23 protein-coding genes are annotated in these 21,911 nt (G+C 74.7%); 10 read left to right on the top strand and 13 right to left on the bottom strand.

Going from position 1 to position 21,911, the window contains the following annotated elements; translation table 11 throughout:
• Nucleotides 1–65 precede the first annotated feature (65 nt).
• Nucleotides 66–980 (top strand): helix-turn-helix transcriptional regulator, encoded by a 915-nt coding sequence (locus tag IEY96_RS30025; protein WP_189198169.1) that lies wholly within the window; start codon nt 66–68, stop codon nt 978–980.
• A 7-nt stretch (nt 981–987) separates the two neighbouring features.
• Nucleotides 988–1,443 carry an RrF2 family transcriptional regulator gene (locus IEY96_RS30020; protein ID WP_189198168.1) on the top strand — a complete coding sequence of 152 codons (456 nt, stop codon included), beginning with the start codon at nt 988–990 and terminating at the stop codon, nt 1,441–1,443.
• A 4-nt stretch (nt 1,444–1,447) separates the two neighbouring features.
• On the opposite strand, the gene IEY96_RS30015 is transcribed toward IEY96_RS30020, so the two are convergent.
• The 7 genes from IEY96_RS30015 to IEY96_RS33445 all read right to left on the bottom strand — a co-directional run bounded on the left by IEY96_RS30015 (nt 1,448) and on the right by IEY96_RS33445 (nt 6,883).
• The gene (locus IEY96_RS30015) at nt 1,448–2,059 is read right to left on the bottom strand and encodes a malonic semialdehyde reductase (RefSeq protein ID WP_189198167.1); all 612 of its coding nucleotides are present in this window, start codon (nt 2,057–2,059) and stop codon (nt 1,448–1,450) included.
• Nucleotides 2,056–2,619: a flavin reductase family protein gene (locus tag IEY96_RS30010; RefSeq protein ID WP_189198166.1), complete on the bottom strand. Its 564-nt coding sequence runs from the start codon at nt 2,617–2,619 to the stop codon at nt 2,056–2,058. The genes IEY96_RS30015 and IEY96_RS30010 overlap by 4 nt, the downstream gene beginning before the upstream one ends.
• Nucleotides 2,616–3,950 carry an LLM class flavin-dependent oxidoreductase gene (locus IEY96_RS30005; protein ID WP_189198165.1) on the bottom strand — a complete coding sequence of 445 codons (1,335 nt, stop codon included), beginning with the start codon at nt 3,948–3,950 and terminating at the stop codon, nt 2,616–2,618. Before IEY96_RS30005 ends, IEY96_RS30010 begins: the two co-directional genes overlap by 4 nt.
• Before the next feature lie 11 nt (nt 3,951–3,961).
• Nucleotides 3,962–4,822 carry an ABC transporter permease gene (locus IEY96_RS30000; RefSeq protein WP_189198164.1) on the bottom strand — a complete coding sequence of 287 codons (861 nt, stop codon included), beginning with the start codon at nt 4,820–4,822 and terminating at the stop codon, nt 3,962–3,964.
• Nucleotides 4,815–5,633, bottom strand: coding sequence for an ABC transporter ATP-binding protein (locus IEY96_RS29995; protein WP_189198163.1), 819 nt, complete (start codon nt 5,631–5,633; stop codon nt 4,815–4,817). The genes IEY96_RS30000 and IEY96_RS29995 overlap by 8 nt, the downstream gene beginning before the upstream one ends.
• Entirely contained in the window at nt 5,630–6,664 is a 1,035-nt protein-coding gene (locus IEY96_RS29990) for an ABC transporter substrate-binding protein (RefSeq protein ID WP_189198162.1), read from the bottom strand. Before IEY96_RS29990 ends, IEY96_RS29995 begins: the two co-directional genes overlap by 4 nt.
• Before the next feature lie 141 nt (nt 6,665–6,805).
• Nucleotides 6,806–6,883, bottom strand: coding sequence for a putative leader peptide (locus tag IEY96_RS33445; protein ID WP_349881247.1), 78 nt, complete (start codon nt 6,881–6,883; stop codon nt 6,806–6,808).
• A 241-nt stretch (nt 6,884–7,124) separates the two neighbouring features.
• Here IEY96_RS33445 and IEY96_RS29985 point away from each other — a divergent pair, with 241 nt between their 5' ends.
• Nucleotides 7,125–7,304 (top strand): DUF4236 domain-containing protein, encoded by a 180-nt coding sequence (locus IEY96_RS29985; RefSeq protein WP_091311295.1) that lies wholly within the window; start codon nt 7,125–7,127, stop codon nt 7,302–7,304.
• Nucleotides 7,305–7,413: 109 nt separating this feature from the next.
• The gene (locus IEY96_RS29980) at nt 7,414–7,938 is read left to right on the top strand and encodes a potassium channel family protein (RefSeq protein WP_189198161.1); all 525 of its coding nucleotides are present in this window, start codon (nt 7,414–7,416) and stop codon (nt 7,936–7,938) included.
• On the opposite strand, the gene IEY96_RS29975 is transcribed toward IEY96_RS29980, so the two are convergent.
• Both IEY96_RS29975 and IEY96_RS29970 read right to left on the bottom strand, forming a co-directional pair.
• On the bottom strand, nt 7,898–8,806 hold the full coding sequence (locus IEY96_RS29975; RefSeq protein ID WP_189198160.1) for a hypothetical protein: 909 nt from the start codon (nt 8,804–8,806) through the stop codon (nt 7,898–7,900). The genes IEY96_RS29980 and IEY96_RS29975 overlap by 41 nt on opposite strands.
• A 24-nt stretch (nt 8,807–8,830) precedes the next feature.
• Nucleotides 8,831–9,352 (bottom strand): VOC family protein, encoded by a 522-nt coding sequence (locus tag IEY96_RS29970; protein WP_189198159.1) that lies wholly within the window; start codon nt 9,350–9,352, stop codon nt 8,831–8,833.
• Nucleotides 9,353–9,401: 49 nt separating this feature from the next.
• On the opposite strand from IEY96_RS29970, the gene IEY96_RS29965 reads away from it, so the two are divergent.
• The 3 genes from IEY96_RS29965 to IEY96_RS29955 all read left to right on the top strand — a co-directional run bounded on the left by IEY96_RS29965 (nt 9,402) and on the right by IEY96_RS29955 (nt 13,760).
• Nucleotides 9,402–9,872: a MarR family winged helix-turn-helix transcriptional regulator gene (locus IEY96_RS29965; protein WP_189198216.1), complete on the top strand. Its 471-nt coding sequence runs from the start codon at nt 9,402–9,404 to the stop codon at nt 9,870–9,872.
• A 48-nt stretch (nt 9,873–9,920) separates the two neighbouring features.
• Nucleotides 9,921–11,483 (top strand): tetratricopeptide repeat protein, encoded by a 1,563-nt coding sequence (locus IEY96_RS29960; RefSeq protein WP_189198158.1) that lies wholly within the window; start codon nt 9,921–9,923, stop codon nt 11,481–11,483.
• A 66-nt stretch (nt 11,484–11,549) separates the two neighbouring features.
• Nucleotides 11,550–13,760, top strand: coding sequence for a hypothetical protein (locus IEY96_RS29955; protein ID WP_189198157.1), 2,211 nt, complete (start codon nt 11,550–11,552; stop codon nt 13,758–13,760).
• 11 nt (nt 13,761–13,771) lie between these two features.
• Here IEY96_RS29955 and IEY96_RS29950 read toward each other — a convergent pair whose 3' ends face one another.
• The gene (locus IEY96_RS29950) at nt 13,772–15,226 is read right to left on the bottom strand and encodes a sensor histidine kinase (protein WP_189198156.1); all 1,455 of its coding nucleotides are present in this window, start codon (nt 15,224–15,226) and stop codon (nt 13,772–13,774) included.
• Nucleotides 15,223–15,879 (bottom strand): response regulator transcription factor, encoded by a 657-nt coding sequence (locus tag IEY96_RS29945; RefSeq protein WP_091311316.1) that lies wholly within the window; start codon nt 15,877–15,879, stop codon nt 15,223–15,225. The genes IEY96_RS29950 and IEY96_RS29945 overlap by 4 nt, the downstream gene beginning before the upstream one ends.
• A gap of 96 nt (nt 15,880–15,975) precedes the next feature.
• Between IEY96_RS29945 and IEY96_RS29940 the strand changes: the two genes are divergently transcribed.
• Entirely contained in the window at nt 15,976–17,088 is a 1,113-nt protein-coding gene (locus IEY96_RS29940) for a LolA family protein (RefSeq protein ID WP_189198155.1), read from the top strand.
• Between the two features lie 209 nt (nt 17,089–17,297).
• Nucleotides 17,298–19,592: a HelD family protein gene (locus IEY96_RS29935; protein ID WP_505838139.1), complete on the top strand. Its 2,295-nt coding sequence runs from the start codon at nt 17,298–17,300 to the stop codon at nt 19,590–19,592.
• 160 nt (nt 19,593–19,752) lie between these two features.
• Here the strand turns inward: IEY96_RS29935 and IEY96_RS29930 are convergent, their stop codons facing one another.
• On the bottom strand, nt 19,753–20,175 hold the full coding sequence (locus IEY96_RS29930) for a hypothetical protein (protein WP_107076441.1): 423 nt from the start codon (nt 20,173–20,175) through the stop codon (nt 19,753–19,755).
• Between the two features lie 322 nt (nt 20,176–20,497).
• Between IEY96_RS29930 and IEY96_RS29925 the strand changes: the two genes are divergently transcribed.
• Nucleotides 20,498–20,878 carry a hypothetical protein gene (locus IEY96_RS29925; protein WP_189198154.1) on the top strand — a complete coding sequence of 127 codons (381 nt, stop codon included), beginning with the start codon at nt 20,498–20,500 and terminating at the stop codon, nt 20,876–20,878.
• A 64-nt stretch (nt 20,879–20,942) separates the two neighbouring features.
• Here IEY96_RS29925 and IEY96_RS29920 read toward each other — a convergent pair whose 3' ends face one another.
• A complete protein-coding gene (locus tag IEY96_RS29920) occupies nt 20,943–21,890 on the bottom strand; it encodes a sporulation protein (RefSeq protein ID WP_189198214.1) in 948 nt (315 codons plus the stop codon).
• Between the last annotated feature and the right edge of the window lie 21 nt (nt 21,891–21,911).

Here is a 21,911-nt window from a genome sequence, read left to right as displayed (position 1 = left end):
TGCCGACAAGACCGGCCGAAACCGTCGAGATGCAACGTGCGCGCCGGGCGGTTACCGTCGGGACGATGGTCACTACCGGTCAGCCCTCCCCGGCCACCCGCACCGACCTGGCCGACCCTCGCGTCGACGCCGACGAGATCGTCACCGGTGCGCTCGGCGACCTCGCGCCCGTATCCGGCTGGTCCCGGCCGGTCCTGCTCGACGCCGACCTGCTGATCCTGGTCACCCATGGTCACGGCAGCGCCGAGCTGGACTTCCGGGCGCTGCCCTGCCGCCCGGGCACGCTGCTGCGGGCCCGGCCCGGTCAGGTGCTGCGCTGCCTCGGTCCGCAGCTCGACGCGACGGTGGTGCGCTGGCGTCCGGAGACCCTGCGCGGCCTCGACGTCGACCCGGACGCGGTGCCGGCGTACCGGCAGCTCGCCGGGGAGGACGAGGACGCGGTGATCAGCGAGGTGACGCAGCTGGCCGTGGACGCCGACCGGCACGCGGGGATTCCGGCCGCGGCGGCGCTGCTGCGCCACCAGCTCGCCGTGCTGCTGCTGCGGCTGAGCCTGCTGCCCGGGGCCGACGAGCGGGCCACGCCCCGGGCCGAGGCGGAGACCTTCCGGCGGCTGTGCCGGGAGGTGGAGCGCGGCTACCGGCACACCCGCCGGGTGGAGGACTACGCGGCCCAGCTCGGCTGCTCGGTGCGTACTTTGACCCGGGCCTGCCTGGCGGTGACCGGCCGCAGCGCCAAGCAGGTGATCGACGAGCGGGTGGCGTTGCAGGCCAGCCGGCTGCTTGCCGCCACCGACGAGCCGATCGCCCGGATCGGCCGGCGGCTCGGCTTTCCCGAGCCGACCAACTTCGGTCGCTTCTTCACCCGCGAGGTCGGGGTGAGCCCTGGGGCCTTCCGGGCCGCCCGGGAGCAGCCGCTGCCCGTCCGCATGGTGCGCCCTCGCCCGCCCGCCGACTCCCCCGCCCCCGCCGGCCGGGCATGATGGCAGGGTGCAGATCTCCGCGCGCGGCGACTACGCGGTCCGGGCCGCACTGAGCCTGGCCACCGCGTACCCCACCCTGCTGTCCACCCAGGCCATCGCGGCGGAGCAGGACATGCCCCGCAAGTTCCTCGAGGCGGTCCTGGCCGACCTGCGCCGGGCCGGGATCGTCCGGGCCCAGCGCGGCGCCGAGGGCGGCTACACCCTGGCCCGGCCACCGCGCGACATCACCATCGGGCAGATCCTGCGGGCCGTCGACGGCCCCCTCGCCGGGGTACGGGGGCTGCGCCCCGAGGAGACGCAGTACGAGGGCGCGGCGGAGAACCTGCCCCGGCTGTGGGTGGCCGTCCGCGCCGCCGTCCGGCAGGTGGTCGACGAGGTGAGCCTGGCCGAGATGGCCAGCGGGAAGCTCCCCGGCCACGTCCGCAAGCTGATCGCCCGCCCCGACGCCTGGGAGCCCCGCTGACGTCTCAGAGGGTGCGCACCACCTCGGCGTAGTCGAGCCGGGGCAGCCGCTCCCGCCAGGCGTCGGGCGCCGGCCGGCCGATGTTCATGAGCAGCAGCACCCGGTGCCGGCCGTCCGGGAAGAACTCCCGCTCCACCCCGGCCGCGTCGAACCCGGCCATCGGGCCGGCGGCCAGCCCGGCGGCGCGTACCCCGATCAGCAGGTAGCCGATCTGGAGCGCCGCGTTGAACCGGGCCTGGGCCTCCCGGCCGGCCGGGTCGCCGGTGAACCAGTCCCGGGCGCCGGGCCGGTGCGGGAACAGCTCGGGCAGCCGGTCGTGCCAGTCCACGTCTGCGGCGAGCACCGCGGTCAGCGGGGCCCCCGCGGTCTTGTCCCGGTTGCCGGAGCTGAGGTACGGCAGCAGCCGGGCCCGGGCCGGCGCCGAGCGCAGCAGCAGCACCCGCAGCGGCTGGGCGTTCATCGCGGTCGGGCCGTTCCGGACCAGGTCGTGGATGGCCCTGACCTGCTCCTCGTCGACCGGTTCGTCGGTGAACGCGTTGGCCGTCCGGGCCGCCCGGAACAGCAGGTCCTGGGCGGCCCGGTCGAGCGCCAGCAGCTCGGTGGCGGGTGCGCTCACCAGGTCTCCGGCCACGCGCCGAGCGTGGTGGTGTAGCCGCCGCGGTGGTGCACCAGCGGGTCACCGTCCTCGCCCGCGCCGAGCGCCAGGGGTTCGGCGAGCACGAGGGTGTGGTCGCCGGCCTCGATCCGGCGGACCACCCGGCAGAGCAGCACGGCCAGGGCGTCGCCGATCAGCGGCACCCCGAACGGCCCGGCCTCCCAGCCCGGATGGGCGGCGAACCGGTCGATCCCGCTGGTGGCGAAGATCTTCGCGATCTCCTGCTGCCCGGAGGCGAGCAGGTGCACGGCCACGTGCTCGGCCCGTTCCACGGTCGGCCAGCTCGACGACTCGCGGCCCAGGCAGAAGGAGACCAGCGGCGGGTCCAGCGAGACCGACGTGAACGAGGTGGCGGTGAAGCCGGCCGGGGGCAGCGACGGCAGGTGCCGGCCGCCGTGCAGGCCGGGCGTGGTGACCACGGTGACCGTGGACGCCTGCCGGCGCAGCAGACCGCGGAACGTGTCGGCGTCGACCGGTCGCAGCTCCAGGGTGCCGGCTCCGGGCCGGTCCACGGTGGTCATGCCGTCACCAGCTCTCGGCCGGCGTAGGTGCTCGCCGGGCGGGGCAGCCCGTAGTGCTCGCGCAGGGTGCGGCCGGTGTACTCGTGCCGGAACAGGCCGCGCCGGCGCAGCAGCGGTACGACGTGATCCACGAAGGCCTCCAGTCCGTGGGGCAGCAGGGGTGGCATGACGTTGAAGCCGTCGGCGGCGCCCTGGGTGAACCAGAGCTCGATCTGGTCGGCGATCTGCTCCGGGGTGCCGGCGACGACGCGGTGCCCGCGACCGCCGCCGAGTCGGCCGATGAGCTGCCGGATGGTGAGCTTCTCCCGGCGGGCCAGGTCGACGACGAGCTGGTAGCGGCTCTGGTGGGACTGCACCGCGCTGACATCGGGCAGGTCGGGCAGCGGCCCGTCCAGCGGCAGGCCGGCGAGATCGAGACCGGTCATGCCGGAGAGCTGCGCGAGGGCGTGCTCGGGCACGATCAGCGCCTCCAGTTCATCGGCGAGGGCACGGGCCTCGGACTCCGTACCCCCGATCACCGGCGCGATGCCGGGCAGCACCTTGACCCCGTCGGGGTCCCGGCCCGCGGCGGCGGTCGCGCGCCGGAGTTCGGCGTAGAACGCCTGGCCGTCGGCGAGGGTCTGCTGGGCCGTGAAGACGGCCTCGGCGTAGCGGGCGGCGAACGCGATGCCGTCGGCGGAGGAGCCGGCCTGCACGAGCAGCGGCCGGCCCTGCGGCGGGCGGGGGGTGTTCAGCGGCCCGTGCACCCGGAACCGCTCGCCGCGGTGGTCGATCTCGTGCACCCGGTCGGTGTCGGCGAAGACGCCGGCCGCGGTGTCGAGGACCAGCGCCTCGTCCTCCCAGCTGTCCCAGAGCTTGATCGCCACGTCGACGAACTCGGCGGCCCGCCGGTACCGCTCGGCGTGCTCCGGGTGGTCGTCGAGGTTGAAGTTGCGGGCCTCGCGGGCCTGCGCGGAGGTGACGATGTTCCAGCCGGCCCGGCCGCCGCTGAGGTGGTCCAGCGAGGCGAACTTGCGGGCCAGGTTGAACGGCTCGTTGTAGGTGGTGGAGGCGGTCGCGATCAGGCCGATGTGCTCGGTGGCCGTGGCCAGCGCGGCGAGCAGGGTGAGCGGCTCGAAGACGGCCTGGATGTTGTGCCGGACGGCCGGGCCGACCGCGAGCCCGTCGGCGAGGAACACCGAGTCGAGGGTGCCCCGCTCGGCGATCCGGGCCAGCTCCTGGAAGTGCTTCACGTCGGCGACCCGGCGCGGGTCGGTACGCGGGTGCCGCCAGGCCGCCTCGTGGTGGCCGACGCCCATCAGGAACGCGTTGAGGTGCAGGGTTCGGGACATGGGGATTCCTCTCAGGCGGTGACGTCGACGCGCCAGGTGGAGAAGCGGCGTTCCCCGGCGACGAGGAGCTGGTTGACGACCAGGCCGATGGCGGAGATCGTGATGATCCCGGCGTACATGTCGGGGATCGCGAAGTTGTACTGGGCGTAGTTGATGAGGTAGCCGAGCCCGGCCTTGGCGCCGACCATCTCGGCGGCGACCAGCACGAGGATCGAGTACGCCCCGGCGAGCCGGACGCCGGTGAAGATGGTCGGCACGGCCGCCGGCAGGATCACCTTCTGGAACAGCCGCAGGTGGTTGAGCCCCATCGAGCGGGCCGAGCGGACCAGCAGCGGGTCCACCCCCTTCACCCCGGCGATCGTGTTCAGCAGGATCGGCCAGGAGCAGGCGTAGACCACCAGGGCGATCTTGGAGGTCTCCCCCAGCCCGAGGATGAGCACGAAGACCGGCAGCAGCGCCAGCGCGGCGGTGTTGCGGAACACCTCCAGCAGCGGGCTGAGCAGCTCGGCGAGAGGCCGGTACCAGCCGATCAGCAGGCCGAGCGGGATGGCGGCGGCCACGGCCAGGGCCAGCCCGGTGAGCGAGCGGGTCAGGCTCGCGCCGACGTGGTCGGCGAGCTGCCCGGTGCGCAGCAGCGTCCACCAGGCGGTGAGCACCTCGGACAGCGGGGGCAGGAAGACCCGGTCGACCAGCCCGGCGCGCGGTGCGGTCTCCCAGACCGCGGCCAGGGCCAGCAGGGCGACGCTGCGGTGCAGGGCCCGGCCGCCGAGCCCGAGCAGCCGTCCGGGCAGGGCGGGCCCGGCGGTGGGGACCGCCGGTGGCACGGCGGGCCGGGCCGCCGCGGCGGCCGGCCGTTCGGCGATGTCAACCAACGCGGGCCTCCTCTCGTACGGCGGACTGGGCGGCCCGCACCTCGTCGCGCAGCAGCGTCCAGATCTGGTGCCGGTGGTGCCGGAAGGCGTCGGAGGAACGCACGTCCTCCTCGGCCTCCCGGTCGCCCAGCTCGATCTCGATGACCTCCTTGATCCGCCCGGGGCGGGAGGTCATCACGGCGACCCGCTGGCCCAGGTGGACGGCCTCGTCGATGCCGTGGGTGATGAACACGACGGTCTTGCCGGTGGCCTGCCAGATCCGGACCAGCTCGTCCTGGAGCGAGTCGCGGGTCTGCGCGTCGAGCGCCGCGAACGGCTCGTCCATGAGCAGCACGTCGGGGTCGTACGCGAGGCTGCGGGCGATGGCCACCCGCTGCTTCATGCCGCCGGACAGCTCGTGCGGGTAGCGGTCGGCGAACCCGGCCAGCCCGACCAGGTCGAGGTGGTGGGCGATGAGGTCGGCGCGCTCCGCGCGCGGCACGCCCTTGGCCTCCAGTCCGAACGCGACGTTGCCGGCGGCGGTGCGCCAGGGCAGCAGCGCGTACTGCTGGAAGACGATGCCCCGGTCGAGGCCGGGCCCGGTGACCGGGCGGCCGTCCACCAGCACCTGCCCGGCGGTCGGGGTGGAGAGCCCGCCGAGCAGGTCGAGCAGGGTGGACTTGCCGCAGCCGCTGGGGCCGACGACGACCAGGAACTCGCCGGGGCGTACCCCGAGGGTCAGCTCGTCGAGCGCGGTGACCGCGCCGCCGCTGCCCCGCCGGCCCGGGAAGACCTTCGTCACCCGGTCGAAGAGGATCTTGTCGGTGCTCACGCGCCACCACCGGTGGTGGCGAACTCGTTGAACCGGTTGGTGTAGAGGTCGGCGGGCTTCGGCCGGTCGCCCTTGAGCTCACCGGAGTCGGCCAGCCAGTCGATCCAGGTGGTGAACTCCCGGTCGCTGATCAGACCGCCCTTCCCGGCCACCCCGCTGGACTTCCAGTACCGCACCAGCGACGGGTCCTCGTTGCGGCCGCGCTTGGCGATGATGGACTCCAGCCGGGCGATGACGGTCTCCCGGGGCTGGGTCCGCGCCCACTCGACGGCCTTGCCCACCCCGGTGACGAACGCCCGGACGGTCTCCGGGTTGCGCTTGATGAAGTCGTCCCGGAAGACGTAGCTTCCGCCGCTGAACGCGCCGAGCAGCTCGTAGTCGGTGAAGACGGTGCGGACGCCGCCGGCGGCGACGGCCTTGTCCCGGATCACACCGCCGAGCACCGCGACGTCGATCTGCCGCTGCCGCAGCGACTGCTCGATGTTGACCGGGGGCAGCGCGACCAGCTCGACCTTGGCGATCTCGGCCGGGGTGAGGCCGCCCTTGGCCAGCCACGTCTTGAGCACCGCCTCGGCGTGCGCGCCGAGGGTGTTCATGCCGACCTTCCTGCCGATCAGGTCGCGGGGCCCGCGGATCGGGCTGTCCTGGAGGACGTAGTAGCCCTGGAAGGTCTGTGCGTCGGAGCCGTAGTAGGCGACCACGGCGGTGATCGGGGCGTTCGCGGCCCGGAGCTTGACGATGGCGCCGTTGAAGGCGCCGCCGAAGTCGGTCTGGCCGGTGGCGGTGGCCTGGATGTCGGCGGGGCCGCCGGTGACGTTGCCGATCCACTTGAGCTTGACGTCGCCGAGGTAGCCGAGGTCGGCGGCGAGTTCGGGGAGGGTCACCTGGCCGACCGAGCCCTGGTAGCGCAGCTCGGTGGTCTGCCGGCCGCCGGCGGCGGCGTCGGCGCCGCAGCCCGTGGCGGCGGCGAGGGCGAGCAGGGTGACGGCGGCGGCGAGGGTACGCCGCAGCGACTGACGGGTCGAGGGCATGGAGAGGTCTCCTGATCTGTCCACGATGCGGTGGCGAGGGCCCGCGGGGGGCGCGTGAGCACGCCGCTGCCGGCCGGGCCACGATGCGCCGGCGACGGGAGCGGACGAGCGGAGGAGATGTGACGACCGAGAGCGGTCAGCTCAACAGAGCGCGCTCGCGTGCCGGACCAGGTCGACGTGCACGCGAGCGGTGAGGAGAAGCTCGTCCCGCTGCGACATGACCTCATGCTGCCGACCGATCTCCGCGCCGGTCAACGCCCTTCCATAGAGTGAGACTTGCGTCGCTGGCATTGTTACGACCCGTCACCACCAGCATTTACCGCCCCTTAACACCTACCCGTTGAATAGAGATTGTGACGGGCGGGACGGGCACCGTCCAGACCGGATCCGACCGGGTTTCGCGAACCGCCGTTTCGGGCATGTTCGATCCCGCAGACGCAGGGAGACGAAGGAGGACCCCATGGGCATCCAGTTCCGCAAGCGCAAGAAGTACGGTCCGGTGATCCTCCACTTCACCGAGAACGGCTTCTCGTCCTGGAGCATCAAGATCGGTCGGTGGTCGTGGAACTCCAACACCCGCGCCCACCGCGTGGACCTGCCGGGGCCGCTCTCCTGGAAGCAGGACAAGTCCCGGGCATGACGTCCCGAGGTCGAGCGGGGTGCCGGTGGTTCACCGGCACCCCGCTCGGCGTCCGGCCGGGCTTCACCGTTCCGCCGACGCGCACCCCGTCCGGACGGAGAATCGCGGAGTGGCGGACCAGTCCTTCCGGCGAGAGCGGCGGCGGGCCGCGGCGGCCGTCGCGCTGCTGCTGCTCGCCTACTTCGTCGTCCCGGTCGAGCCGGACCCGAACGGCCTGCGGCTGGCCCTGCGCTCCGCCGGCACCCTGGCCCTGGTGGCCCTGGTCGCCTTCCTGGTCACCGGCCAGGTACGCCGCCAGCTCGCCGCCACCCAGCCGACCGGCGACGCGGAGACCCGGGCGCTGATCCGGCTCGCCGTGGCGCTCATCGCCGGGCTGCTGGTCTTCGCCCTCGCCGACTACGTGGTGGCCGACAGCCGCCCCGGCGAGTTCGTCGGCCTGCGGACCCGGATCGACGCGCTCTACTTCGCGCTGGCCACGCTGACCACGGTCGGCTACGGCGACGTCACCGCCGAGGGGCAGATCGCCCGGGTGGTGGTCTGCGCGCAGATGGTCTTCAGCATCGGGGTGATCGCCACCGGCGCGTCCATCGTGGTCAAGCAGATGACCCAGCGGCCCCGCCCGAACCGGCGCTGATCACCACGTCGCCGCCGAGGCGGCCGTGCCCGGGGTCGCGGGTCACCGCGCCGGCGGCGAGCAGCGAGGTGAGCGCCCGGTTCGCGTCGGCGGCCCGGTAGACGGTCGAGGTGGCGGCGAAGCGGCGCAGCTCGGTCACCGTACGCGGGCCGGAGCGGGTGAGTTCGGCCAGCAGTTCCCGGCGCAGCGGGCCGGGTTCGGGGTCGAGGCTGATGTCGAGCAGCCGCCCCGCCGGGTCGGCCGGGTCGCGGTAGCGCACCCCGGCGTACTCGTCGACCGCCCAGAGCGCGTCCTTGACCGTCTCCAGGCCCCGGTCGGAGGCGGTGGCGTAGCCGAGCAGCCGGGCCGGCCCGCCGTCGGACGGCACCAGCTCGACCTCGGTGACCAGCGGGAAGCCGGCCGCGGTCAGCGCCGGACGCAGCGACCGGCCGGGCGCGGTGACCAGCAGCACCTCGGCCGGGCGGCCGGACGCGGCGGCGGCCAGCAGGGCCGGGTCGGGCTCCCCGCCGTCGACCACGGTGAACAGCGGGGCGCCCGCCGCGCCGGCCGCCTTGAGCGCCACCGGCAGCCGGTCGGGCCGGCCCGGCACCACGTGCACGGCGACGTCCGCCGGCAGGGCGGCCTCCGCCGCGCCCAGCCGGGCCGGCAGCTCCGCGCCGCCGTCGGCGAGCACCAGCACGGTCAGCCGCCGGCCGCGCAGCCGGTCGGCGAACTCGGCGACCACCCGCAGCGCCGCCTCGGCGCCGCCGACGTCGCTCCCGGCGTACGCGAGGGCCAGCGTGGCCCGCCGCGAGCGGTGCAGCGCGGCGGGCAGCCAGTGGTCGAGCTGGCGGACGAGCAGCTCGCGCAGGACGGCGTCGGTCGACATCCTGCCGTTCTACCGCATGCCCTGTCAGACCGGAACGGAGATGCCCACGCCGCCGCGGGTCTGGCCGCCGTAGCGCTGCCGCTCCCGGTCGAGGTCGAGCCGGCCGATCCGCTTCCGCGCGGCGAGGGCCGCGTCGTCGAGGAGGTCGGCGGGGACGATCCAGACGATCTCGAACTCCAGCCCGTCGGGGTCGCGGCCGTAGAGGCTCTTGGTGGTCCCGTGGTCCGAGGCGCCCACCAGGGCGTCGGCGGCGGCCAGCCGCTCGGCGGTGGCGGCCAGCTCGTCCAGGGTGTCCAGCTCCCAGGCGAGGTGGTAGAGGCCGACGGTGGACCGGCCGGCCGGGGAGGCGCCGGCGTTCGCGCCGATCTCGAACAGCCCGAGGTCGTGGTCGTTGGTGGAGTCGGGCGCCTGGAGGAAGGCGGCGCCGCGGAAGCCGTCCGGCGTCATCGGCACCGGGCGGAAGCCGAGCACGTCGCGGTAGAAGGCGACGCTGCGGTCGAGGTCACGGACGTAGAGGACGGCGTGGTTGAGCCGGTGGATTCCCATGACCCGACGGTAGCGCGTTTTGGTTGAGCGTTCAACGACAGGCGCTATGATGGCCGTCATGACCCGGTGGCTGGACCCCGACGAGCAACGGACCTGGCGGGCGTTCCTCACCGCCTCCCGGGCGCTGATGGACACCCTCGACCGCGAGCTGCAACGCGACGCCGGGATGCCGCACGCGTACTACGAGATCCTGGTCCGGCTCTCCGAGGCCCCCGACCGGCGGCTGCGGATGAGCGAGCTGGCCGACGCCACCGGCTCCTCCCGCAGCCGGCTCTCGCACGCCGCCGCCCGCCTCGAGGCCGCCGGCTGGATCCGCCGGGAGGACTGCCCCACCGACCGGCGCGGCCAGCTCGCCGTCCTCACCGACGCCGGCTTCGCCACCCTGGCCGCCGCCGCGCCCGGCCACGTCGCCGGGGTACGCCGGCACCTGTTCGACGCGCTCAGCCCGGCCCAGGTCGACCAGCTGCGGCGGATCAGCGAGACGCTGGCCGACCACCTGACCGGATCGCGACCAAACTGATCCACAGCGGGGCTTGTACTTACCGTCGTCGGATGAGCACGATGGGGCGTGTCCTCCGGCTTCGCTGACCTGACTGTCCAGGCGCACCACCTGGTGTCCGAAGGCGACCTCGCCGGCGCCCAGCAACTGCTCGCCGACGCGCTGAGCGATGCCGATCCCCGTCCCGCCAACGCCTCCGCCGAGCTGGCCGAGGCCGCCGGCCTCCAGGCCCGGGTGCTCGTCGCGCTCGGCGAGCCGCACTCCGCCCGCGGCTGGGCGGCGTTCGCGTACGCGGCGACCTCGCGGCTGTTCGGGCGCTCCGACGAGCGGACGGTCACCGCCGCCGCCACCCTGGCCGCGGTGCTGCACCGGGTCGGCAGCGACGCCCGCGCCGCCCGGCTCTACTCCGACGTCATCATCGAGCTGACCGCGCGGGACGGGCCGGAGTCGCAGCGGGTGCTGGCCGCGCACGCCGACCTGGCCACCGTGGAATACGCCCGCGGCCAGTGCGACGTGGCCCGCGACCGGTTGCAGGACGCCTGGGAGCTGCACCGCGAGGTCTACGGCGACGGCCACCCGAGTGGCATCAAGATGCTGGCCAAGCTCGGCGCGATGGAACGCGACTGCGGCCGCTACGCCGAGTCCCACGAGCACCTGGCGCTCGCCGAGGCGCTGTGCCGGGAGCACCTGGCCGCCGACGACCCGCTCGCCACCCAGGTCGCCGGGCTGGCCCGGGCCGCCGCCGACCCGGACCACGTCTGCGACACGCCGGAGCCGCCCGCCCGGGAGACCCCGGTGGTGCCCGCCGCCCGCGTCCCCCCGCCCGCCGAGGGCCCGCCCGACCTGCCGCCCTACCAGCCACCGACGCTCGACGACCCGGTCGAGACACCGCTCTACCGCCCGCCGGACCGGGCCGAGGCCGCGCACGTGCCGACTCCCCGCACCCCGCCCGAGGCGGACGACGAGGCGTTCGCCGACTACCCGTGGCCGCCGGAGGAGCCGGCCGAGGAACCCTGGCGGCCCGGGGAGAGCGCGCTCCCGCCGACCGTGGTGGGGCTGACCGAGGCCGAGCCCGAAGGCGTACGTCGGGTGCCCCGGGCCGCCGAACCCGAGCCGCCGTCGCGCTACCTGCCGGTGCACGTGCCCCGGCCGCCCGCCGCCGAGCACCGGAACACGCCCTGGCTGCCGCTGGTGGTGGCCGGGGTGGTGGTGGCGCTGCTGCTCGGCACCATCGCGGTGATCGCCGGGGTGTCCCGGGTGGACGACCGGCGGGACACCCCGGCGCCCGCGCCGACCGGGCGCGCCCCGTCGGCCGGCCCCACCACCGGCACGCCGAGCGCCGCCCCGGCCGCCTCCCCCGGCACCCCGCCCGGGCGGCTCACCCTGACCGACCGGCGGGACAGCATCGTGCTGAGCTGGACGTACCCGGCCGGCGCGGAGGGGCCGGTGGTGGTCGCCGGGGGCCGCGCGGGGCAGCCGCAGCGCACCTTCCTGACCCTGCCCGCCGGCTCGGTCGACTACATCGCCTACGGCCTCGACCGCACCACCGACTACTGCTTCACGGTCGCGGTGGTCTGGTCCACCGACACGGTCGCCCGGACCACCCCGGTCTGCACCAAGCGACGCCGCTGACCGTCGGCCTCTCGCAGTTTGCGCCGTTCGGCGGTGGACCCGGTACGGGTCTGTGACCCTGTCGGCGTGGGCACAGCAGCGGAGGGCGAGACCGTCGAGTTGAGAGTTCACGGGGTGTCCGGCGGGACCGCGGAGAAGATCCTCGACCACCCGATCGTGGTACGGGTCGCCGGAGACCGCCACGCGGGGTTCTACCGGCCCCGGCCGGGGGTCGGTGCGGCGGGCGGGGCGACCGCCGGGATCGCTGTCGAGGCGTACCGCTGGGGCGCCCTGACCGCGGGCGCCGCGGTGCGGACGGCGTCCATGCTGTTGCTGCTGCCGTTCATGCTGAGCAACCTGGCGATCCGTCTCCGCCCGGCCTCGACCGGCCGGTCCCGCCTGTTCCGCGTGCTGTGCCGCCTGCTCGCCGGGACACTGACCGCCGCCTTCGTGCTCTCCGTCATCGGCGTGACGCTGGACCTGGTCGCCTGGCAGTGCGTGCCCTACGACGGGTGCCGCGCGGACCGCCCCTACCTGTCCTGGCTGGGTGACCTGCCGGCCGGCCCCCGGCTGGCCCTGCTGTCGCTCGTCCCGCTGGTCGCGTTGCGCGTCGTCTGGGGAATCGGCGCACGGTCGGCGCGGGCGCTCGAGGGGTTCCGCCCGCCGCAGCCGCACCCGGAGGCCGCCCGGGCGCCCGACCGTCTCGACGTCTCGGGATTCTGGGACGACGAGCGGACGCCCGCCTGGCTGCGCCAGATCCACGTGGCGATCGGCGCCGGCACGCTGGACGCCAGCCTGCTCGCCGGGATCTCCGCCCCGGACGGTGTCGCCGGTCGGGTGCTGTTCGCCGCTGCCGTCGGCCTGATCGGGTGCGGCGCGGCGCTGCTCTGCCTGCCCGTCCCGGCCACCCGGCGGCGGGTACGCCGCGTGCTGCGCCCGCTGTCGGCGGCCACGATCGGGCTGACCGCGCTGAGTCTCGGCTACGCCGCCCTGGCCCGCGGCGTCCAGTCGCTGCCCGGCCAGCTGCCGGGTTACGAGGGTGCGGTCGGTGCCCTGCTCGGGGCGCAGGGTGTCCTGCTGGTGGTGCTGGCCCTCGTCACGATGGCGCCCCGGGCGCCCGGGAGCCGGTCCGTCCTCGCCGGGCTCGGTATGCCCGTCGTGGCGGCGGCCTCGGTGACGGTCGCCGGCGCCTTCGCCGCCACGCTGGTCTTCCGGGTCGCCGACTTCCTCGACCGCGGCTCCCTCCCCGGCCCGATCTGGCCGGACCCCCCGGGCGTCGCTCCCCTGGACCCGCCGGTCGCCTACTGGTGGGCCGCGCTGGCCGGCCTGTCCGCCCTGCTGATCGCCACCGGGGCCGCCTCGCTCACGCTCGTGATCAGCCGGCGGCGGAGGGGACGCCGCGCCGCCCGGATCGTCGAGCGGGACTACCCGGACGTCACACCCCGGGCGGCGTCCCGGCGCGAGGTCGTCCGGGAGACCATCGCCCGCTCCCACGTGACCGACGAGCTGGGCCCGATCCTGGTCACGTTCTTCGTGATGTCCTCGGTGGGGCTGGCCACCATCGCGTTCGACCTGATCGGGATCGGCCCCACCCAGCTGGTCGCCCGGCTCAGCCGGGACCCGGCGCAGACGACGCTGCTGACCGCGTACGTGACCGACGGCGGGGTCTGGCTCATCAGCCTGCTCGTCATCGGCCTCATGATCCTCGCCTTCCGCTCCTACCGGTCGGCAGAGACGCGACGCACGGTGGCAGCCCTGTGGGACCTGGGCGACTTCTGGCCCCGTACCGTCCACCCCTTCGCGCCGCCCTGCTACGCCGCCCGGGCGGTGCCCGAACTCGCCGAGCGGGTGTCCGCGCTCGCCGCGCGCGGCAAGGTGGTCGTCTCGGCACACAGCCACGGCTCCGTGCTGGCCGCGGCCACGATCCTGCAACTGCCGCCGGACGTCCGGCGCCGGGTGGCGCTGCTGACCCACGGGTCCCCGCTGAGCCGCCTCTACACCCGCCTCTATCCCGCCTACCTCAGCGCGCAGACACTGTGCGACCTGGGCGACCGGCTCGACTGGCGGTGGCGGAACCTGTGGCGGGACACCGACCCGGTCGGGGGGCTCATCTTCGACCACTCCGCCGCCTGCGACGCCTCCGGGGCGCGTTCGGTCGACCTCCGGCTCCGCGACCCGTCGAGCCTGGACATCGATCCGATGGACACGGTGCCACCGCCGCTGGAGCGGCACTGGCCGTACCACACCCAGGAGACCTACCAGATCGCCGTGCGCCAGCTCGCCGACCGCATCGGCTGATGGCCGACGGGTCAGTCCGCCTCCGGCTCCGGGTCGGCCAGCGCGGGCAGCCGTACCGTCACCCGCAGCCCCGGCGCGGCCGCCTCCGGCGCGGCGTCGGCCAGCTCGACGGCGCCGCCGGCCCGGCGGACCAGCTCCCGCACGATGGCCAGGCCGAGGCCCGCGCCGCCGGCGTCGCGCCCCCGGGCGTCGTCCAGCCGGGTGAAGCGGGCGAAGACCCGCTCCCGGTCGGCCGCCGGGATGCCCGGCCCGTCGTCGGTCACCGTGACCAGGTGGTACGCCGACCCGCCGCGCTGCAGCGGCACGGGCGGCCCGGGGTGCGGGCCGGTGACCGCGAGCCGCACCTCGCCGTGCGCGTGCCGCAGCGCGTTCTCCACCAGGTTGACCAGCACCCGGCGCAGCTCCCCCGGGTCCCCCTCGGTCCAGAGCGGGCCGGGCGGCGGCTCGTGGCGCAGCGGCGGGGACGGATAGCGCCCGGCCACCCCGCGCAGCAGCTCGCCCAGCTCCACCGGGCCGACGGCGTGCGGCGCGGGGCGGTCCGGCCGGGCCGCCTGCTCGTCGAGGCGGGCCAGCAGCAGCAGGTCGTCGACCAGCCGGCTGAGCCGCTCGGTGTCGGCGAGCAGGTTCTCCGCCACCGCCGGCCAGTCCGGGTCGCCCAGCCGCCGGGCCACCTCCAGCTCGGTGCGCATGTTGGTGACCGGGCTGCGCAGCTCGTGCGCGGCGTCGGCCACGAACGCCCGCTGCCGGTCCCGGGACGCCGCCAGCCGGTCCAGCATGTCGTTGAGGGTGACCGCGAGCCGGTGGATCTCGTCCCGCCCCGCCGGCACGGGCAGCCGCTCCGCCCCGGCCCGGCCGGTGATCTCGGCGGCCCCGCTGCGCAGTGCCTCCACCGGGCGCAGGGTCGCCCCCACCACCCGCCAGGCCACCACGGCCAGCCCGGCCACCAGCAGCGGGAAGCCGACCAGCAGCAGGTTCCGGACCACGTGCAGGCTGTGCCGGACGTCGGTCATCGACTTGGCCACGAGCACGGTGCGCGGCTCGTCGGCCGTGCCCGCCGGCACGGTCACCACCCGGACCGGCCCGGTGAGGCCGACCCGCCGCCCGTCCACCACCAGCCGCTGGCGCTCCCCGGCGCGCAGTTGGTCCGGGCCGAGCATCGGCACCAGCCGGTCGGCGTCGATGGAGGCGGCCCGGATCCGGCCCTGGCCGTCGACGACCTGGACGCGGAGCTGCCCGCCGGCCACCGGCAGCGGATCGGGCAGGGCGTCCTCCGCAGCGAGCAGCGCGACCGCGTCCGCGGTGCGGAGCGCCTCGGCGTCGACCGAGCGCTGCAACGTCCACCCGAGCGCGCCGAGCAGCAGCGCCCCGCCGAGCGCGAACCCGACGACCAGGCCGGCCACCCCGAGCACGAGCAGCCGGGACCGCAGCCCGAGGTCCGGCAGGAGCGCGCTGATCCGGCGCCTCATGTGGCCAGCCGGTAGCCGGCGCCGCGGACCGTCTCCAGCCGGTCCCGGCCGATCTTGCGGCGCAGGTAGCCGACGTAGACCTCGACCGCGTTCGGCGCGGTCTCGACCGAGGCGTCCCAGACGTGGTCCAGCAGTTCGGTCTTGGAGACCACCTCGCCGGGGCGGCGCATCAGGTAGTCGAGCAGGGCGTACTCGCGGGTGGTCAGGGCCACCTCGGCGTCGGCCCGGGTCACCCGCCGCCGGGCCGGATCCAGGCGCAGGTCACCGACCGCGAGCACGGCCGGGCGCTCCGGCGCGCCGCGGCGCAGCAGCGCCCGCAGCCGGGCCAGCAGCACCACGTACGAGAAGGGCTTGGTGAGGTAGTCGTCGGCCCCGCAGTCCAGCCCGTCGGCCTGGTCGTACTCGCCGTCCTTGGCCGAGAGCATGAGCACCGGCAGCCAGCGCTCCTCGGCGCGCAGCCGGCGGACCACCTCGTAGCCGGAGAGGCCGGGCAGCATCACGTCGAGGATCATCGCGTCGTAGTCGCCGTGCCGGGCCGCGTCCAGCCCGCCCGGACCGGTGGACTCGACGTCCACCACGAAGCCCTCCGCCTGAAGGCCGCGCCGCAGGGACGCGGCCAGCCGCGTCTCGTCCTCCACCACCAGCAACCGCACGGGTCAAGGGTGCCATCCGGTGACACCCCCTAGGGAATCTCCTCAGCGCCCTCACAGCGTCCCCGGTGCAGCATCTACCGTCAGGAGGTGCACACCATGTCCGTACTGAAGAACCGCGCCGTACTGCGCTGGCTGGTCCCGGTGACCGCGGGGGTCGCCGTGATCGGGGGCGGCGCCGCCGTCGGCACGTTCGCCGCCGGGGCCGACCCGGCGCTGCCGCCGCGTACCGCCGCCCAGCTCCTGGAGGACCTGCGTACGTCCCGCCTCGACGGGCTCTCCGGCACCGTGGTGCAGCGGGCCGACCTCGGGCTGCCGCCGATCGTCGGGCTGGCCGGGCAGGCCGGCGGGAACGAGCTGGCCAGCCTGGTCAGCGGCACACACACCCTCCGGGTCTGGTACGCCGGCCCGGACCGGCAGCGGCTCGCCCTGGTCGACACGCTCGGCGAGCGGGACGTGCTGCGCAACGGGCGCGACGTCTGGACCTGGAGCAGCCGGGACAACGCCGCGTCGCACCGGACGCTGCCGGCGGAGGGGAAGGACCTCGACACCGCGCCGGCCACCCCGGCCGACGCCGCCGACCGGGCGCTGGCCGCGATCGACCCGAGCACGGCGGTCACCGTCGGCCGCTCGGCCACCGTCGCCGGGCGCAGCGTCTACGAGCTGGTGCTCACGCCGCGCGACCGGAACTCGCTGGTGCACCAGGTGCGGATCGCGCTGGACGCGAAGGAGCACGTGCCGCTGCGCTTCGAGGTGCTCGCCGACGGGTCGGACGAGCCGGCGTTCGAGGTGGCGTTCACCCAGGTCGACTTCCGCACCCCGGACGCCGACCAGTTCCGGTTCAACCCGCCGCCGGGCGTGAAGGTCACCGAGGAGCCGGCGGGCGACGGGCGCGTGCCGAGCGGGAAGCGCCCCGCGGGCCGGGGCGAGGACCGGCCGGACGTGCGTACGGTCGGCACCGGCTGGACCACCGTGCTGGTCGCGAAGATCGACGTGGCCGGCGCCGCGACGGGCGCGAAGCCCGGCGAGGCGGCCGGGCCGGACGCGGAGGCGCTGTCGAAGGTGCTCGGCGGGCTCCAGCGGGTGAGCGGTGACTGGGGCAGCGGCCGGCTGCTCACCGGCAAGCTGTTCAGCGTGCTGCTCACCGACGACGGCCGGGTGCTGGCCGGGCTGGTCACGCCGGAGCGGCTGTACCAGGCGGCGAAGGGCTGAGATCCGCGAAGCGGACCCGTCGGGGTCCGGTCGGCGTCATGCCGGCCGGGCCCCGCTTTCGTGTGCGAACCTGCGGTGTGACGTGGTCGCGGGCGGCGGGCGAGGCTTGGTCCGGCGGGCGGCGGCGCGGTATCTTTCTCAGTTCAAACACAAAAAGGAATGGCTCCGAAAGCCATTCCTTGCGCAATTCTAGGCGATGAGGAGCCGGCTTGTCAACGCACTCCGACGTGTCGGGTGAGCTGTACCAGGACGACGAGATCGGTCGCGAGCAGGAGTACGTCTCGATGCTCTACGACCGGCTGGACGGCATGCGGGACCAGGCGGCCCGGCGGCTCACCGAGGAGCTGCGCACCACCGGCGGCACGCAGCAGGCCCGGTCGCAGCGCGACTCCGCCGTGCAGATGTACGCCGACCAGGTCGAGCAGTACTCCGCCGTGGAGACCGGCCTCTGCTTCGGCCGCCTCGACGGCGACGACGACTCGTGCCGCTACGTCGGCCGGATCGGCATCTTCGACACCTCGGGCGACTACGACCCGCTGCTGATCGACTGGCGCGCCCCGGCCGCCCGCGCCTTCTACCTGGCCACCGCCGCCAACCCGCAGGGGGTCCGCCGGCGTCGGCACCTGCGTACCCGGGATCGGAAGGTGACCGGGCTCAACGACGAGGTGCTCGACATCGCCGCCGCCTCCCCCACCGCCCACGAGGAGGTGACCGGCGAGGCGTCGCTGCTCGCCGCGCTGAACGCCGGGCGCACCGGGCGGATGCGCGACATCGTCGAGACCATCCAGGCCGAGCAGGACCGGATCATCCGGGCCGACCTGCCGGGCGTCATGGTGGTGCAGGGCGGTCCGGGCACCGGCAAGACCGCGGTGGCACTGCACCGCGCCGCGTACCTGCTCTACACCCACCGGCAGCAGCTCTCCACCCGGGGCGTGCTGCTGGTCGGCCCGAACGCCACCTTCCTGCGCTACATCTCCCAGGTGCTGCCGGCGCTGGCCGAGACCGGCGTGCTGCTGCGTACCCAGGCCGACCTCTTCCCCGGCGTGCACGCCGTACGCGCCGAGCCGGCGGTGACCGCGGCGCTGAAGGGGCGCGTGGTGCTGGCCGAGGTGCTGGCGAACGCCGTCCGGGACCGGCAGTGGGTGCCGGACGAGCCGCTGGAGATCGAACTGCCCCAGCGGGAGGTCCTCACGCTCGACCCGGAGACCGTCCGCCAGGCGCGGGACCGGGTCCGCCGCACCGACCGCCCGCACAACCTGGCCCGGGCGCTGTTCGACATCGAGATCGTGCACGCGCTCGCCGACCAGGTGGCCGAGCGGATCGGCGCCGACCCGCTCGGCGGGGAGAACCTGCTCTCCGAGGCCGACCGGGCGGAGATCCGCCGGGAGCTGCGCGACGAGCCGGAGATCCGGGCCGCGCTGGACGAGCTGTGGCCGGTGCTCACCCCGCAGCGGCTGCTCGCCGACCTGTTCGAGTCGCCCGAGCGGATCGCCGCCGCCGCGCCGATGCTCACCGACGCCGAGCGGGCCGCGCTGCACCGGGAGCCGGGCGGCTGGACGCCGGCCGACGTGCCGCTGCTGGACGAGGCGGCCGAGCTGCTGGGCGAGGACGAGCGTGCCGCCGCGGCCCGCCGGGAGCGGATCCGCGCCCTGGAACGGGAGTACGCCGAGGGCGTGCTGGAGATCTGGCGGGGTTCCCGCTCGATCGACGTGGAGGACGAGGCGGACGGCGGCGAGATCCTCGGCGTCACCGACCTCATCGACGCCGACCGCCTCTCCGAGCGGCAGGAGGAGGCCGACCGGCTCACCACCGCGCAGCGCGCCGCCGCCGACCGGACCTGGGCCTTCGGGCACGTGATCGTCGACGAGGCGCAGGAGCTGTCGCCGATGGCCTGGCGGCTGCTGATGCGCCGCTGCCCGAGCCGGTCGATGACCATCGTCGGGGACGTGGCGCAGACCGGAGCGCTCGCCGGCACGCCGTCCTGGCAGGAGGCCCTGGAGCCGTACGTGGCGGACCGGTGGCGGCTGGAGGAGTTGACGGTCAGCTACCGCACCCCGTCCGAGATCATGGCGGTCGCCGCCGAGGTGCTCGCCGAGATCGACCCGGCGCTGCGCCCACCCCGCTCGGTACGCGCCAGCGGCGTGCCGCCGTGGGACCGTACCGTCGCGGCGGACCGGCTCGCCGCCGAGCTGGTCGAGGCGACCGCCCGGGAGGCGGCCGGGCTGGCCGACGGCCGGCTCGGGGTGATCGTGCCGGCCGGCCGGGTGGCCGAGCTGGGCGCGGCGGTCGTCGCCGCGCTGCCGGAGGCGACCGTCGGCGAGCAGCCGGAGCTGGCGAACCGCGTCGTGGTGCTCACCACCGAGCAGGCCAAGGGCCTGGAGTTCGACTCGGTGCTGGTGGTGGACCCGGACCGCATCGTCGCCGAGTCCCCCCGCGGCCACAGCGACCTGTACGTGGCCCTCACCCGCGCCACCCAACGCCTGGGCATCCTCCGCACCCCCTGACCCCCGAACCACCCCGGCGCGGTCGGCCCCTCCGGTCGATCATGAGGTTGGCGGTGAAAGCGGAGATCCACACCGCCGTCAACTTCATGATCGACGCACTCGGGAGGGGGTGCGCGGGGAGGGGGGCGGCCTTGGCCGCCCCCCTCCCTCGGTTTCGGGGTCAGCCCGGGTTGGCCTTGTCGTTGGTGAAGTTGCCGACCTGGCTGCCGCTCGACGAGGCGTCGCTGGTCGAGCCGCCGGCCGGGGTGCTCAGGCCGCCGGTGGTGGCGTCGCCCGTGGTGGTCGGGGCCACCTTGCCCCGGTGCCGCTCCGGCTGGCGGGCCAGCCGGCGCACGCTCGCCGGGCCGGCCGTGCCGCCGGTCGTGGTCACCGCGCCCTGGCCCCGGGTCGGACCGCCGTCGCGCAACACGTTCGGGTCGACCGGGGCGTGCGCCGGATCGTCCGGATCCTCCTCCTGGATCACCCGCAGCACGTCGGTCTGCGGCACGGTGACCTCGTCGAGCGCGCCCTCGCCGTAGACGCCGCCGGCGACCCGCTCCTCGGCCCGTCGGGCGGCGTCCTGCCGCATGTCGTCCTCACGCACGTCAACCACCTCGCAGATCTCTCGGGATCCTCGTTGCGTGCCCGACGACCGGCGGCTGAAACCGGCCGGCCCCGACGGCCGCGCGGCGCCCGTTCCGTACCGCGGTGTCGGGTTCGAGGCCGGCGCCGTGCCCGGAATGCCCGGGCCGGGCGGCGGCCCCGCGCGGTGCTCCTATTCGGCCGGGGACCGGTGTTACCTCGCCGGGGCCCCGGGTAGACGGAGGGTGCCCCCGCCACAGTGCGCGAACCGTGCCGTGGCCGACCTGCGGCAGCGGGGCGGGAGGTGTGCAGAGAACGACTCATCAAATCCTGAGGAGGACCAGATGAGCACGCAGGCTGCATCCACCAGGCCGATGAACCGGCCGGCGCAGGACATGTCCAACCGGGCCGCCATGCAGGAGACGCCGACCCGCCCGATGCCGATGATGCACGACGGGCACCGGGAGCAGGCGATCGCGGCGCCCGGCACCGAGACCAAGCCGTCGCTCCGGACGACCGAATTCTGGGTCTACGTCGCGTCCGTCGCCGCGGTGCTGGTGGCGTCCTTCCTGGTCGGGAAGAACTCGGTCGGGGTGGACATCTTCCGCGCCCCGCAGGCCTGGTTCTTCATCACGCTGCTGACCATCGGTTACCTGGGTAGCCGCGGTCTGGCCAAGGCCGGAAGCAACTTCCGCAGCGGTGAGGAGCGCAAGGCCCGGCACTGACCGGAGCACCACCTGAGACGACGATGCCCCCGGGGATCACCCCGGGGGCATCGTCGCGTGCCGGCTACTCCCCGCCGAAGTCCCCGAAGTCGCCCTCGAAGGCGTCCTCGATCAGCTCACCGGCGACCAGGCCGCCCGCCATGCCGAGCGCGGCGCCCGCCACCATGCCGCCCATGCCGGAGCCCCGGTGGCCGTGGTGCCCGTGCGGGGCGCCGAAGCCGTGCGCGCGCAGGTTGCCGTACCGCGAGGTGGTCTCCCGGAGCCAGCCGTCGACCACCTGGACCCAGTCGGTCCGGCCCGCGTCGCTGTGCGGGACGGCGTACCGGCCGAAGGCGTCGTGCCCGGCGCTGAGGAAGCCGCCGCGCTTGTCGCACTCCAGGATCACCTCGACGCCCTGCTGGCTGGTGACGAAGGTCAGCTCGACCTCGTTGATCGCCCCGGCGTACTGCGGCGCCGCGAAGAACTCGATCTCCTGGTAGAAGGGGAGCGTCTGCTGCACGCCCCGGATGTGGCCGCGCTCGAGGTCGGCGTGCTTGAAACGGAAGCCGAGCGCCTGGAAGGCGTCGAGGATCCGCTCGTGGATCGGCAGCGGGTGCACCGCCACCTGGTCCAGGTCGGACTTGTCCACGGCCCGGGCCACCGCCAGCTCGGTCCGCAGGCCCATGGTCATGCCGTGCAGCCGTTGGCCGTAGACGTCGGTGACCGGGGTCTCCCACGGGACGGGGAGCTGGAACGGGATGGACAGCTGCTGCTTCGGGGCGAGCTGGAGCGGGCCGCTCACCGCCATCCGGTGGAACTCCATGACGCCGGCGTACTCGGTGTCGCCGCCCTCGATCTCGACCCGGGTGACCAGGCCGACGGTGATCTGCTCGATGCTCGCCGGCGCGTCGCCGCCGACCAGGTTGACGTGCCCGTCCAGGGTCAGGCCCGGCCGGGTGTTCGGGTTGGTCAGCACCGTGTCGACGCTCGGGCCGCCCACGCCGAACGCGCTCAGCATCTTCTTGAAGACCATCGCCACTCCGCTTCCACCGTC

The organism is Micromonospora fulviviridis (genome assembly GCF_014648395.1).
GTDB lineage: Bacteria > Actinomycetota > Actinomycetes > Mycobacteriales > Micromonosporaceae > Micromonospora > Micromonospora fulviviridis.
The sequence above is the reverse complement of the archived record's forward strand: the minus strand, read 5'-3'. Positions and strand labels throughout refer to the sequence as shown.

Bases quoted from the DNA above. Each gene is read 5' to 3' on its own strand.
- IEY96_RS30025 (WP_189198169.1), top strand. From the start codon at position 66: ATGGTCACTACCGGTCAGCCCTCCCCGGCCACCCGCACCGACCTGGCC.
- IEY96_RS30010 (WP_189198166.1), bottom strand. From the start codon at position 2,619: ATGACCACCGTGGACCGGCCCGGAGCCGGCACCCTGGAGCTGCGACCG.
- IEY96_RS30005 (WP_189198165.1), bottom strand. From the start codon at position 3,950: ATGTCCCGAACCCTGCACCTCAACGCGTTCCTGATGGGCGTCGGCCAC.
- IEY96_RS29990 (WP_189198162.1), bottom strand. From the start codon at position 6,664: ATGCCCTCGACCCGTCAGTCGCTGCGGCGTACCCTCGCCGCCGCCGTC.
- IEY96_RS33445 (WP_349881247.1), bottom strand. From the start codon at position 6,883: ATGTCGCAGCGGGACGAGCTTCTCCTCACCGCTCGCGTGCACGTCGAC.
- IEY96_RS29985 (WP_091311295.1), top strand. From the start codon at position 7,125: ATGGGCATCCAGTTCCGCAAGCGCAAGAAGTACGGTCCGGTGATCCTC.
- IEY96_RS29975 (WP_189198160.1), bottom strand. From the start codon at position 8,806: ATGTCGACCGACGCCGTCCTGCGCGAGCTGCTCGTCCGCCAGCTCGAC.
- IEY96_RS29970 (WP_189198159.1), bottom strand. From the start codon at position 9,352: ATGGGAATCCACCGGCTCAACCACGCCGTCCTCTACGTCCGTGACCTC.
- IEY96_RS29965 (WP_189198216.1), top strand. From the start codon at position 9,402: ATGGCCGTCATGACCCGGTGGCTGGACCCCGACGAGCAACGGACCTGG.
- IEY96_RS29950 (WP_189198156.1), bottom strand. From the start codon at position 15,226: ATGAGGCGCCGGATCAGCGCGCTCCTGCCGGACCTCGGGCTGCGGTCC.
- IEY96_RS29940 (WP_189198155.1), top strand. From the start codon at position 15,976: ATGTCCGTACTGAAGAACCGCGCCGTACTGCGCTGGCTGGTCCCGGTG.
- IEY96_RS29925 (WP_189198154.1), top strand. From the start codon at position 20,498: ATGAGCACGCAGGCTGCATCCACCAGGCCGATGAACCGGCCGGCGCAG.
- IEY96_RS29920 (WP_189198214.1), bottom strand. From the start codon at position 21,890: ATGGTCTTCAAGAAGATGCTGAGCGCGTTCGGCGTGGGCGGCCCGAGC.